This window comes from Comamonas sp. BIGb0152, from assembly GCF_024809975.1.
Classification (GTDB): Bacteria; Pseudomonadota; Gammaproteobacteria; order Burkholderiales; family Burkholderiaceae_C; genus Comamonas.
Genome location: NZ_JANUDY010000001.1, coordinates 308,791 through 321,082, shown reverse-complemented (window position 1 = coordinate 321,082; position 12,292 = coordinate 308,791). Strand labels below are relative to the sequence as shown.

Annotated in this window: 9 protein-coding genes; 6 read left to right on the top strand and 3 right to left on the bottom strand. The window is 64.8% G+C overall.

The features are described 5' to 3' along the window. Window positions 1-33: 33 nt before the first annotated feature. Window positions 34-354: a heavy metal-binding domain-containing protein gene (locus M2375_RS01465; protein ID WP_182343220.1), complete on the bottom strand. Its 321-nt coding sequence runs from the start codon at window positions 352-354 to the stop codon at window positions 34-36. Window positions 355-372: 18 nt separating this feature from the next. Further along, complete coding sequence (locus M2375_RS01460; protein WP_259163480.1) at window positions 373-1,623, bottom strand: lytic murein transglycosylase; 1,251 nt, start codon at window positions 1,621-1,623, stop codon at window positions 373-375. A 223-nt stretch (window positions 1,624-1,846) separates the two neighbouring features. On the opposite strand from M2375_RS01460, the gene xdhA reads away from it, so the two are divergent. The 4 genes from xdhA (at window position 1,847) to M2375_RS01440 (ending at window position 8,049) form a co-directional block, all read left to right on the top strand. After that, entirely contained in the window at window positions 1,847-3,448 is a 1,602-nt protein-coding gene (gene xdhA, locus M2375_RS01455) for a xanthine dehydrogenase small subunit (RefSeq protein WP_259163479.1), read from the top strand. 1 nt (window position 3,449) lies between these two features. Then, a complete protein-coding gene (gene xdhB / locus M2375_RS01450; RefSeq protein ID WP_259163478.1) occupies window positions 3,450-5,873 on the top strand; it encodes a xanthine dehydrogenase molybdopterin binding subunit in 2,424 nt (807 codons plus the stop codon). A gap of 98 nt (window positions 5,874-5,971) precedes the next feature. Continuing rightward, window positions 5,972-7,273, top strand: a complete 1,302-nt coding sequence (locus M2375_RS01445; RefSeq protein ID WP_259163477.1) for an NCS2 family permease — start codon at window positions 5,972-5,974, stop codon at window positions 7,271-7,273. A gap of 140 nt (window positions 7,274-7,413) precedes the next feature. Then, a complete protein-coding gene (locus M2375_RS01440; RefSeq protein ID WP_259163476.1) occupies window positions 7,414-8,049 on the top strand; it encodes a YbhB/YbcL family Raf kinase inhibitor-like protein in 636 nt (211 codons plus the stop codon). 46 nt (window positions 8,050-8,095) lie between these two features. Here the strand turns inward: M2375_RS01440 and M2375_RS01435 are convergent, their stop codons facing one another. After that, complete coding sequence (locus M2375_RS01435; protein ID WP_259163475.1) at window positions 8,096-9,757, bottom strand: L-lactate permease; 1,662 nt, start codon at window positions 9,755-9,757, stop codon at window positions 8,096-8,098. A 264-nt stretch (window positions 9,758-10,021) separates the two neighbouring features. Here M2375_RS01435 and M2375_RS01430 point away from each other — a divergent pair, with 264 nt between their 5' ends. Next, window positions 10,022-11,191, top strand: a complete 1,170-nt coding sequence (locus M2375_RS01430; RefSeq protein ID WP_259163473.1) for an alpha-hydroxy acid oxidase — start codon at window positions 10,022-10,024, stop codon at window positions 11,189-11,191. Between the two features lie 143 nt (window positions 11,192-11,334). Further along, window positions 11,335-12,246: a DMT family transporter gene (locus M2375_RS01425; RefSeq protein ID WP_259163472.1), complete on the top strand. Its 912-nt coding sequence runs from the start codon at window positions 11,335-11,337 to the stop codon at window positions 12,244-12,246. Window positions 12,247-12,292 lie beyond the last annotated feature (46 nt).

The following is a 12,292-nucleotide window of genomic DNA, read 5'->3' as shown; positions in this document are numbered from 1 at the left end:
GCAAGGGGGCTGCTGCAGCGCTGACAGAGGCGCTTAATCGACCACCACGGCAGTGCCGCTGGCGGAGACCATCAGCATGCCGTTGTCCTTGCCCAGCACTTCATAGTCCAGGTCGATGCCGACGACGGCATTCGCGCCCAGCGCCTTGGCGCGTTCCTGCAACTCATTGAGTGCAATATCTCTGGCCTTTTGCAGCTCTTTTTCGTAGGTGCCCGAGCGCCCGCCGACGATGTCGCGGATGCCGGCAAACCAGTCCTTGAAAAAGTTGGCACCCAGGATCGCTTCGCCATTGACGATGCCGCAGTAGCGGCTGATGCGCTTGCCTTCGATGCTGGGGGTGGTGGTCACGATCATGGTGTGGCTCCAGCGGTATCAGTTGGCGAGTGCGCGCAGCAGCTTTTGGCCGGCGCGGCCGTCGGCCTTCATGCCCAGGCGGTTTTGCTCGGCCTTGATGGCTTCGCGCGTCTTGGCGCCAATCATTCCATCGGGCTCGCCAATGGCGTAGCCTCGGGTCAGCAGCGCCTGCTGCAGCGCCTTGTTTTGCGCGCGTGACAGGCCCAGGTCATCGGTGGGCCAGGGCGTGACAAAGCTGGTTTGGCTCTGGCGGGTGTCTGCTACCAGGTTGGACAGCTGGGCAATCGCCAAGCCATAGTTTTCCGAGGCGTTGTAGCTGTAGAGCGCATCAAAATTGCGGCCGACCAGGAAGGCGGGGCCGCCCGCTGCTGGAATCATCAGGCCAGCCGATGGCAGGGACTCCGGCAACGGATCACCGTTGACCAGGGTGACACCGGCCGAGCGCCAGAAAGCCAGCGGCTTTTTGTTTTTGCGACTGGCATCGGCGGTGCTGAAACCGCTGGGCAGCTTGACCTCAAAGCCCCAGGGCTGGCCCGGGCGGTAGCCGGCGTTCTTCAAGAAGGTGGCGGTGGAGGCCAGCGCATCGGGCACGCTGTCGACGATGTCGCGGCGGCCATCGCCGTCAAAGTCGACAGCGCTGCGGAAAAAGGTCGAGGGCATAAACTGCGTCTGCCCAAAGGCGCCCGCCCAGGAGCCCACCAATTTGGATTCGGCGATATGGCCTTCTTGCAAGATGCGCAGCGCGCTGGCGAACTCACCCCGGAAATAGGCCTGGCGGCGGCCAAAGCACGACAAGGTGCCCAGTGACTGCACCAGGGAGCGGCCGCCCAGGTTCTGGCCGAAGTTGCTCTCCACGCCCCAAACGCCAATGACGATCTGGGGGGATACGCCGGTGCTCTGTTCGATCTTGTCCAAGGTGCTTTTCCACTTGGCATAGGCGGCGCGGCCCTCGGCCACACGCTGCTCGTCCACCAGCACGGCGATGTAATCCCAGACGGGCATCGTGAACTCCGGCTGGCGGTTGAGCAGGGGCAGCACCGTCGCATCGGGCTGGAGCTGGCCGGTGTACTGGCTGAAGGTGGCGGGCGTGATGGCGGCAAAGGCCTTGCTGGCGCGCAGCTCGCTCAGGCAGGACTGGAACTCGGCCTCGCTCAGGTTGGGCGCCTCTTGCGGCGCGCTGGTTTGGGCAAAAACGGCGCAGGCGGCAAGGCCCAGGCTGGCGGCGGTGGCGAGCTGGCGCATCGCGGGGAGGGGGCGGCGGAACATCATGCCTGGCAATATACCTGCTTGCCCCGGCCGCAGCCCTGGTAAACCCGGGGACACGACCATTGCTTACGTTTTTGCAGCCCCGAAAGATACGGGTAAACCCAAAAATATACAGGTTGCACCATAGCGCCTATGGCTGGCTTGTTATGGCTGGCGCTGCGCGGCACACTACGCTAGTACACAGTTTTGCAGACCGGCAAGGCAGCATGCCAGACCGAGCCCCACCATGAGCCCCATGACCGCCCCACAAGCCATCCGTTTCTACCACCAAGGCCGTATCACCGACGTGCAAGGCCTGGCCCCCACACGCAGTGTGCTGGACTGGCTGCGCGAGGACGCGCACTGCACAGGCACCAAGGAGGGCTGCAATGAAGGCGATTGCGGCGCCTGCACGGTGATGCTCGCTGAGCTGGCCGAACCCGGCGACCCGCAGGCCGTGCAAGGCCTCAAGCTGCAGACCGTCAATGCCTGCATCCAGCTGCTGCCCAGCCTGCATGGCAAGGCGCTGTTCACCGTCGAAGACATGAAGACCAGCTGCCGGCCCAAAGAGGGCGGCCAGGCTTGCAACGCGCTGCACCCGGTGCAGCAGGCCATGGTGGACTGCCACGGCTCGCAATGCGGCTTTTGCACGCCCGGTTTTGTCATGTCGCTGTGGTCCGTCTACGAGCAGCAGCAGGCCCGCCAGGGCGCTGCGCCCACGCGCCAGCAGCTGGCCGATGCGCTGTCGGGCAACCTCTGCCGCTGCACCGGCTACCGGCCCATTCTGGATGCCGGCCAGCAGATGCTGGACCTGCCTGCCCGCCAGTTGGATGCAGCGCCCGTGGTAGCCGCCTTGCAGGCGCTGCGCAGCGATGCCGACTGGAGCTATGCCTATACCCCCAGCTGCGGCCAGCCCCAGCATTTCCACGCGCCGGCCAGCATCGCCAGCCTGGCCCAGCTGCGCGCCGCGCTGCCCGATGCCCGTTTGATTGGGGGCACCACCGATGTGGCTTTGTGGATCAACAAGCAGTTTCGGCCGCTGGGTGATTTGATTGCCGTGGGGCGGGTGGCTGAGCTGCGCCGCATCGAGGAGCGCGATGGCATGCTCTGCATTGGCGCAGGCGCTTCGCTGGAGGCCGCTTGGGGCGCACTGGCCCAGCGTTTTCCGTCGCTCACCGAAGTGTGGCTGCGCTTTGCATCGCCCCCCGTGCGCCATGCCGGCACCATGGGCGGCAATGTGGCCAATGGCTCGCCGATTGGCGATGCCCCACCGGTGCTGATGGCGCTGGATGCCGAGATCGAGCTGCGCCTGGGCGATCGCCTGCGGCGCATGCCGCTGACCGAGTTTTACCTGGACTACATGAAGAACCAGCTGGAGCCCGGTGAGTGGGTGCAGGGCCTGCGGGTGCCGCTGGCGGTGCAGGCACGCCAGGTGCGGGCCTACAAGATCAGCAAGCGTTTTGACTGCGATATCTCGGCGCTGTGCGCGGGCTTTTCGCTGCAGTTGGGTGCCCAGGGCCAGGTGGAGACCGTGCGCCTGGCCTTTGGCGGTATGTCGGCCACTGTACGGCGTGCCGCCAAGGCCGAAGCAGCCCTGCTGGGCCAGGCCTGGACGGCGCAAGCCGTGCAGCGCGCCCAGGCGGCGCTGGCCGAGGATTTTCAACCAATGACCGATATGCGGGCCAGCGCGGCCTACCGCCTGAAGGTGGCGCAAAACCTGCTGCAGCGCCTGTGGCTGGAGACCCGGGCCGATGCCCCGTTGGCGCCAGAGGCCACCACCGTCTGGGCCGCCATGCCGCATTTGGTGAGCACTGCCCAGGCCAACCATGCTGTTGCACCGGGAGCCTGATATGAACACGTCTATTCCCAAACATCTGCTGGCCGGCGCTGAGGCCTTTGCCGATTACCGCGACAACCAAAAGGCGCGCATCGATGTGGCGCAAGAGGCCCGGGCGCAGCAGCAAGGCCACCAGGTGGGCATCAGCCGCCCCCATGAGTCCGCCCCCTTGCATGTGGCCGGTGAAGCCACCTATATCGACGACCTGCCCGAGCTGGCCGGCAGCCTGCATTGCGCGCTGGGCCTGTCGCCCATTGCCCATGGCCGCCTGCTGTCGCTGGATGTGGACGCACTGCGCGCCGAGCCTGGCGTGGTAGCGGTGCTGACGGCGGCCGATATCCCCGGCGTCAATGACTGCGGATCCATCGTCCATGACGACCCCATCCTCTGCGATGGCGAAATACGCTACCTGGGCCAGCCGATGTTCGCGGTACTGGCCGGCGACCGGCAAACCGCACGGCGCGTGGCGGCACTGGCGCGCAAGCTGGCCAAGGTGGAAGAGGCCGAGCCGGTGCTGACCCCGCAGCAGGCCCATGCGCTGGGCCAGTATGTGGTGCCGCCGATGCAGCTGCTGCGCGAGACCGATGCCGGCGGCGCCTCCCAGGCCATTGCCCAGGCCCCGCGCCGCCTGCAGGGCAGCTGGGAGGTGGGCGGCCAGGAGCAGTTTTACCTGGAAGGCCAGATCAGCTACGCCATCCCCAAGGAAGGGGGCGCCATGCATGTGCTGTGCTCCACCCAGCACCCCAGCGAGATGCAGCACCTGGTGGCGCATGCGTTGGGGGTGCAGGCCCATGCAGTGCATGTGGAATGCCGGCGCATGGGCGGCGGTTTTGGCGGCAAGGAATCCCAATCAGCCCTGTTTGCCTGCGTGGCGGCGGTGGCGGCGCGCAAGCTGGGCCGGCCCGTCAAGCTGCGGCTCGATCGTGACGATGACTTTATGATCACCGGCCGCCGCCATTGCTTCTGGTACGAGTACGACATTGGCTATGACGACAGCGGCCGCATCCTCGGCGCCGAGGTGACCATGGTCTCGCGCGCCGGGCATTCGGCCGATCTGTCGGCGCCGGTGATGACCCGCGCGCTCTGCCACTTCGACAATGCCTACTGGCTGCCCAATGTGCGCATGCGCGGCTTTATGGGCAAGACCAATACCCAGAGCAATACCGCCTTTCGCGGCTTTGGCGGGCCGCAGGGCGCGATCGTGATGGAGAACATCATGGACTCCATCGCGCGGCAGCTGGGCAAGGATGCGCTCGATGTGCGGCGTGCGAACTTCTATGCCAAGGACAGCGGCCAGTGCACGCCTTATGGCCAGGAGGTGGACGACAACATCATCGACGAGCTGGTGGCGCAGCTGGAGGCACGCAGCGACTACCGGGCGCGGCGCGCCCAGGTCGATGCCTTCAATGCCACCAGCCCGGTGCTCAAGCGCGGTCTGGCGCTGACCCCCGTCAAGTTCGGTATCTCCTTCAACGTCAAGCACTTCAACCAGGCGGGCGCCCTGGTCCATGTCTACAACGATGGCTCCATCCTCGTCAACCATGGCGGCACCGAGATGGGCCAGGGCCTGAACACCAAGGTGGCCCAGGTGGTGGCGCATGAGCTGGGCGTGGCCTTTGAGCGGGTGCGGGTGACCGCCACCGACACGACCAAGGTGGCCAACACCTCCGCCACCGCAGCATCGACCGGCACCGATTTGAACGGCAAGGCGGCGCAAGATGCGGCGCGCCAGATCCGCGAGCGCCTGGCCGCTTGCATGGCCGCCCCGCTTGGGGCCGACCCGGCCACGGTGCGCTTTGTGAATGACGAAGTGCATTGCGCGGGCCAAACGCTGGGCTTTGCGGCCCTGGTCAAGCAGGCCTATCTGGCGCGGGTGCAGCTCTGGTCCGATGGTTTTTATGCGACGCCCGGCCTGTCTTGGGATGGGGCGGCGATGCGCGGCCGGCCTTTCTTTTACTTTGCCTACGGCGCGGCTGTGAGCGAGGTAGTGGTCGATACCCTGACCGGCGAGAGCAAGCTGCTGCGCGCCGATGTGCTCCACGACGTGGGCCAGTCGCTGAACCCGGCCGTCGATATTGGCCAGGTCGAGGGCGCCTTTATCCAGGGCATGGGCTGGCTCACGATGGAGCAGCTGGTCTGGCACCCCAAGACAGGGGCCTTGATGACCCATGCCCCCAGCACCTACAAGATACCGACCGCCAACGACTGCCCGCCGGTGCTGAATGTGCAGCTGTTCGACGGCGCCAACCCGCATGACAGCATCCACCGCAGCAAGGCGGTGGGCGAGCCGCCACTGCTGCTGCCGTTCTCGGTGTTCTTTGCGATACGCGATGCGGTGGCTGCGACCGGCGCGCCGGGCTGCTGCCCGCCGCTGCGCGCACCGGCCACGGCCGAGGCGGTGCTCGACGCCATCGCGGCCGTGCAGACAGGGCTTTGACGCTGCGAGCCGGCAGCCTGCACGGGCAGCTGCGATACTCGCCGCCTTCGATACGAATCAGCTTCCCTTTAAACGATGAATAACCAGAAGGAGCAGCCATGAGTGCGCTGGACAAATATTTCAAGCTTGGAGAGCATGGCACCACGGTGCGAACCGAGGTGCTGGCGGGGATCACCACCTTTTTGACGATGGCCTACATCATGTTCGTCAACCCCTCGATCCTGGGGGATGCGGGCATGCCCAAGGGCTCGGTGTTTGTGGCCACCTGCCTGATTGCGGCGCTGGGCTCGGTACTCATGGGGCTGTATGCCAACTACCCGATTGCGGTGGCACCGGGCATGGGACTGAATGCCTATTTTGCCTATGTGGTGGTGCTGGGCATGGGCTACACCTGGCAGGCGGCGCTGGGGGCGGTGTTTGTCTCGGGCTGCCTGTTTTTGCTGGTCACCATCTTTCGCATACGCGACCAGATCATCAATGGCATACCGGCCTCCATCCGCGTGGCCATCACCGTTGGCATCGGGCTCTTTTTGGCGCTGATTGCGCTCAAGAGCGCCGGCGTGGTGGTGGAATCCAAGGCCACCTTGGTGACCCTGGGTGATCTGCATTCGCCCTCGGTAATTCTGTTCGGCCTGGGCTTTTTGCTGATCGTGGTGCTGGACCGCCTGCGTGTGCCCGGTGCCATCCTGATCGGCATTCTGGCCGTGACGGTGGCCTCCTTCATCTTTGGCGGCAACCAGTTCCAGGGTGTGTTCTCGGCACCGCCGTCGATTGCGCCCACCTTCTTGCAGCTCGATATCAAGACGGCGCTGTCCAGCGGTTTCTTGAACGTGGTGCTGGTGTTCTTTCTGGTGGAGCTGTTTGATGCCACCGGCACCTTGATGGGCGTGGCCAAGCGCGCCGGCCTCTTGGTGCCCGGCAAGATGGAGCGCTTTCACCGCTCGCTGCTGGCCGACAGTGGCGCGATCTTTGCCGGTTCGCTGCTGGGCACCTCTAGCGCGACGGCCTATGTCGAAAGCGCCTCGGGCGTACAGGCCGGTGGCCGCACAGGCCTGACCGCCGTGACGGTTGCCGTGCTGTTCCTGGCCTGCTTGTTCATTGCGCCTTTGGCCGGCTCGGTGCCTGCGTACGCCACCGCGCCCGCGCTGCTGTTTGTCGCCTGCCTGATGCTCAAGGAGCTGACCGAGGTGGACTGGGCGGACACGACCGAGGCCATTCCCGCCGCCATCACCGCCGTGATGATGCCCTTTACCTACTCCATCGCCAACGGCCTGGCCTTTGGTTTTATCTCGTACGCGGCCATCAAGCTGTGCACCGGCCGCGCCCGCGAGGTGCACTGGATGGTCTGGATCATTGCGGCGCTGTTCCTGTTCAAGTTCGCCTATATCGGCGGGCATTGAGGGGGCTGGTAGCTGCCGGGCTGCCAGTCCGCTGAGCCTGGGCGACAGTCGGCGGTGCTGCTGCGCCTAAAATTTGCCAAAGTGCCCCGACCCCGGTCGAGGCCCTTTGGCTTTTTTCTTTCCCGCAAAGGATTTATCAGATGCAGCTCAGCAGCCACAGCTTTCAAGACGGCCAGGCCATTCCTGGCGAATTCGCTTTTGCCGTGCCCGATGCGACAGCCCATGTCTTGCTGTCGTCCAACCGCAATCCGCACCTGGCCTGGCGCGATGTGCCCGCCGGCACCCAGTCCTTTGTCATCGTCTGCCATGACCCCGATGTGCCCAGCCGGGGCGATGATGTGAACCAGGAAGGCCGCACGGTGCCGGCCGATCTGCCCCGGGTCGACTTCTTCCACTGGCTGCTGCTCGATATTCCGGCGAGCACCACCGAGATCGCCGCCGGCGCGCAGTCGGACGGCATCACCGCCCATGGCAAGCCCGGCCCGGCTGCGCCCCAGGGCCTGCGCCATGGCATCAATGACTACAGCGCCTGGTTTGCCGCTGATGCGCAGATGCAGGGCGATTACTACGGCTACGACGGCCCTTGCCCACCCTGGAACGACAGCCTGCTGCACCACTATGTGTTCACGGTGTATGCGCTGGCCACGCCAAGCTTGGCAGTCGACGGTGCACTGACCGGTGCGAATGTGCGTGCCGCGCTGGCCCAGGCTCCGGTGCTGGGCCAGGCCCGCATCACCGGCTTGTACAGCCTGAACCCTGCGGTCCCTGCCGTTTAACACACGGGATGCGGTGAACGGGGCTCCTCGGTGAGCCCCGTTTTGCTTACTTCACCACCATCAAGGTGAAGGGGTAGACATAGGCCTGCAAGCTGACAAAGATGCCCACCAAAGTAGCCAGGGCCACCGAGTGGAAGAACACATAGCGCAGGATGTCGCCCTCATGGTTGAACCAGCGCGTGGCGGTGGAAGCCACAACGATGGACTGCGCATCGATCATCTTGCCCATCACGCCGCCCGAGCTGTTGGCCGCGCCCATCAGGTTGGGCGACAGGCCCAGCTGCTCGGCAGCGACCTTTTGCATGCCGCCAAACAGCACGTTGGAGGCCGTGTCCGAACCCGTCAGCGCCACGCCCAGCCAGCCCATCATCGTGCCAAAGAACGGGTAGAACACGCCGGTGTTGGCAAAGGCCAGACCCAAGGTGGTGTCGGTGCCGGAGTAGCGGGTGAGGGTGCCCAGCGCCAGCATCAGCACGATGGTCAGCAGCGAAAAGCGCACCAGCCAGATGGTTTTGAAGAACTGCTTGATGAGGGCCAGTGGGCTGTACTTCATCACCAGACCGCCGACGATGGCCGACAGCAGAATGCCGGTGCCGGTGGCCGACAGCAGGTTGAGCACATAGACCGCGCCTTCCTTGGTGGGCTGGGGCACGACGGGCGGCACCTTCTCGATCAGGTTGTGCAGCCCCGTCATCGGGAAGGACGGCGCAAACAAGCCGTTGAGCGCGCTCTTGACCGAGGGCAGACCCCAGATAAACACAAACACCGTCAGGATAGCCCAGGGCGTCCAGGCGCGGATCACATCGGCGCGGGCATGCGCCACCACGGCACGTGGCTTGGCCGTAGTGTCTTCGCTGGTGTCGCGGCTCTTGAGCGAGGTGCTGCGCCAGATGGTCTTGGGCTGCCACACGCGCAGAAAGCCGATCAGGCAGCCCATGGAGACGATCGCGGCAATGATGTCGACCAGCTCCGGGCCGATGAAGTTGGAGACGAGATACTGCGGAATCGCAAACGACAGGCCGGTGACCAGGATGGCCGGCCAGATCTCCACCATCGCCTTGCGGCCGGCAAAGGCCCAGATCAGCCAGAAGGGCACCAGCACCGAGAAGAAGGGCAGCTGGCGGCCGACCATGGCGGTGACCTCCATCAGGTCATAGCCATGGACCTTGGCCAGGGTGATCACCGGCGTGCCCAGTGCGCCAAAGGCGACGGGCGCGGTATTGGCAATCAGCGACAGGCCTGAGGCCGCCAGCGGCGAAAAGCCCAGGCCGATCAGGATGGCCGCCGTGACCGCCACCGGCGTGCCAAAGCCTGCCGCCCCTTCAAAGAAGGCGCCAAAGGCAAAGGCGATCAGCAGCAGCTGGATACGCCGGTCCTCGGTGATGCCGGCAATCGAGTCCTGCAGGATCTTGAAGCTGCCGTTGTGCTCCGTCAGCTGGTGCAAAAAGATGATGTTGAGCACGATCCAGCCAATGGGCAGCAGGCCGGTGAGGCCGCCAAAGACCGCCGCGCGGCCCGCCATATCGGCCGGCATGCCATAGACCAGGATGGCAATGAGCAGTGCGCAGACCAGGCCTGCGCCGGCCGCAATATGCGCCTTGAGGTGGAGAAAACCCAGCCCCACCAGCATTACCACCACCGGCAGCGCCGCCAGCAAGGTGGAGAGCACCATATTGCCCACCGGGTTGTAGATCTGTTGCCAAACCATGCCTGACTCCTCGTTGTAGTGCAGCGCAGGTGCGCGGCCGGGAGCCGTGCCATTAGCTGCTGTTATTACAAAAACACCTGGATGGATAGAACATCGACATAATGTCGGCCTAGCTGGTGGCCCGCAGTCCTGTAAAACCCCTAGACCTTGTAACGAGATGGTGTTGGGTCTGCCACCTGCGTGACAAGGACGCCGCTCACAGCACGTTACACATAGGGTCTGGCCGCCAGCGCCGCTGCAGTGGCTTGATAACAAGGAAGATTTGTGGCTGATTTATCCAAGATCACATGTATTGAAGATTTGCGCGTCGTGGCCGAGAAGCGGGTGCCGCGGATGTTTTATGACTATGCGGACTCGGGCTCCTACACCCAGGGCACCTACCGCGACAACGAGGCGGCATTCCACAAAATCAAGCTGCGCCAGCGCGTGGCGGTGAATATGGAAGGCCGCAGCACGCGCAGCACCATGGTGGGCCAGGAGGTGAGCATGCCCGTGGCCATTGCGCCGACGGGCCTGACAGGCATGCAGCATGCCGATGGCGAAATCCTGGCGGCCCGCGCGGCCAAGGCCTTTGGCATCCCGTTCACCTTGTCGACGATGAGCATCTGCTCGCTCGAAGATGTGGCCGAGCACACCGGCCGCCATCCGTTCTGGTTCCAGCTGTATGTGATGCGCGACCGGGGCTTTATGGAGCGCCTGATCGACCGGGCCAAGGCGGCGAACTGCTCGGCCTTGCAGCTCACCCTGGATCTGCAAATACTCGGGCAGCGCCACAAGGACATCAAGAACGGGCTGTCCACACCGCCCAAGCCGACCCTCAGAAACCTCATCAACCTGGCGACCAAGCCGCGCTGGTGCATGGGCATGCTGGGCACCAAGCGACGCACGTTTGGCAATATCGTCGGCCATGTCGATGGCGTCGGCGATGTGAGCTCGCTGTCGTCCTGGACGGCTGACCAGTTTGACCCCTGCCTGAACTGGGGCGATGTGGAATGGATCAAGAAGCGCTGGGGTGGCAAGCTCATCCTCAAGGGCGTGATGGAGGCCGACGATGCCCGGCTGGCGGCACAGACCGGCGCCGATGCGCTGATCGTCAGCAACCATGGCGGCCGCCAGCTGGATGGCGCGCCCGCGACCATCGATGCGCTGCCGTCGATCGCGCAGGCTGCCGGCAAAGACATCGAGGTCTGGCTGGACAGCGGCATCCGCAGTGGCCAGGATGTCCTCAAGGCCCGTGCGCTGGGCGCCCAGGGCACCTTGATTGGTCGCAGCTTTTTGTACGGCCTGGGCGCCTACGGCCAAGAGGGCGTGACGCGCGCGCTGCAGATCATCCACAAGGAGCTGGATGTGTCCATGGCGTTTTGCGGCCACACCAATATCAACAACGTGGACCAGGGGATTCTGGTGCCCGGCACCTATCCCCAGCCTTATTGAGCGGAGCAGGGGGCAGGCAGCGTGCTGGCCCCTCTTGATGCCGCAGGCTCGCATCGCCAAATGCAGGCGCGCAAGTGCTGCCTATCGCCTACCATCGTGGGCCTTGTGATGGATGGGATGCGGTGATGGCTGACGGAGCAGGAATGCAATGGGGTGGTTGGTGGATGGCGCTGGTGGTGTTTGCCGCCGTGGCGCAAACGGCGCGCAACGCGGCGCAGCGCTCGCTGACCCGCGATCTGGGCACCTGGCCGGCCACCTTGGTGCGCTTTCTCTATGGCCTGCCGCTGGCCGGCCTGGTGCTGGTGCTGCTCTATACCCTGCCCGCCAAGGCGCCTGAGATTGCGCACTGGAGCGGCGCTTATTTTGGCTGGCTGGCGCTGGGGGCCTTCTTTCAAATCGCGGCCACTGGTGCCTTGCTGCTGGCGATGCAGCAGCGCAATTTTGCGGTGGCCGTGACCCTGTCCAAGACCGAGGTGCTGCAGGTGGCGCTGTTTGGCGCGGTCTTTCTGGGTGAGCTGCCCACCTACTGGGCGCTGGCGGCGATGGCCATTGCCACCGTAGGCGTGGCGCTGCTGTCCTTGCCGCCGCGCCAACTGGGCGCCAAGCTCGATTGGCGCAGCAAGGCAGCCATGTATGGCCTGATCTGCGGTGCCTGCTTTGCCATTGCGACGGTGGGCTTTCGCGGTGCGGCGCTGGCGCTGGATGCGCCGAGCGCACTGCTGTCCGGGGCCTGGGGCGTGTTCATTGCCCAATGCATGCAGACCCTGGCCATGGGCGCCTGGTTTGTCTGGCGTGACCGCGGCGTGCTGGTTCGCATTGCCAAGGCTTGGCGCGTGTCGCTGCTGGCTGGCTGCATGGGCAGTGCGGCGTCTCTCGCCTGGTTCAGCGCCTATGCGCTGCAAAGTGCCGCTTCGGTACGCACCTTGGGCATGGTCGAGGTGGTGTTCAGCTACCTGGTCTCGCGCCGGCTGCTCAAGGAGCAGCTGCGCCGCAATGAGAAATGGGGCATTGCGCTGATGCTGGTGGGCATTGTGGTGATCTGCACCCAGCTGTAGAGGGCCTTGGCACTGCGCAGGCGCTGGCAGGGGAGCGGGGAAATTC

Coding starts and splice junctions, on each gene's coding strand:
- M2375_RS01460 (WP_259163480.1), bottom strand. CDS start 1,623: ATGATGTTCCGCCGCCCCCTCCCCGCGATGCGCCAGCTCGCCACCGCC.
- M2375_RS01435 (WP_259163475.1), bottom strand. CDS start 9,757: ATGGTTTGGCAACAGATCTACAACCCGGTGGGCAATATGGTGCTCTCC.
- xdhB (WP_259163478.1), top strand. CDS start 3,450: ATGAACACGTCTATTCCCAAACATCTGCTGGCCGGCGCTGAGGCCTTT.
- M2375_RS01440 (WP_259163476.1), top strand. CDS start 7,414: ATGCAGCTCAGCAGCCACAGCTTTCAAGACGGCCAGGCCATTCCTGGC.
- M2375_RS01425 (WP_259163472.1), top strand. CDS start 11,335: ATGCAATGGGGTGGTTGGTGGATGGCGCTGGTGGTGTTTGCCGCCGTG.
- M2375_RS01465 (WP_182343220.1), bottom strand. CDS start 354: ATGATCGTGACCACCACCCCCAGCATCGAAGGCAAGCGCATCAGCCGC.
- xdhA (WP_259163479.1), top strand. CDS start 1,847: ATGAGCCCCATGACCGCCCCACAAGCCATCCGTTTCTACCACCAAGGC.
- M2375_RS01445 (WP_259163477.1), top strand. CDS start 5,972: ATGAGTGCGCTGGACAAATATTTCAAGCTTGGAGAGCATGGCACCACG.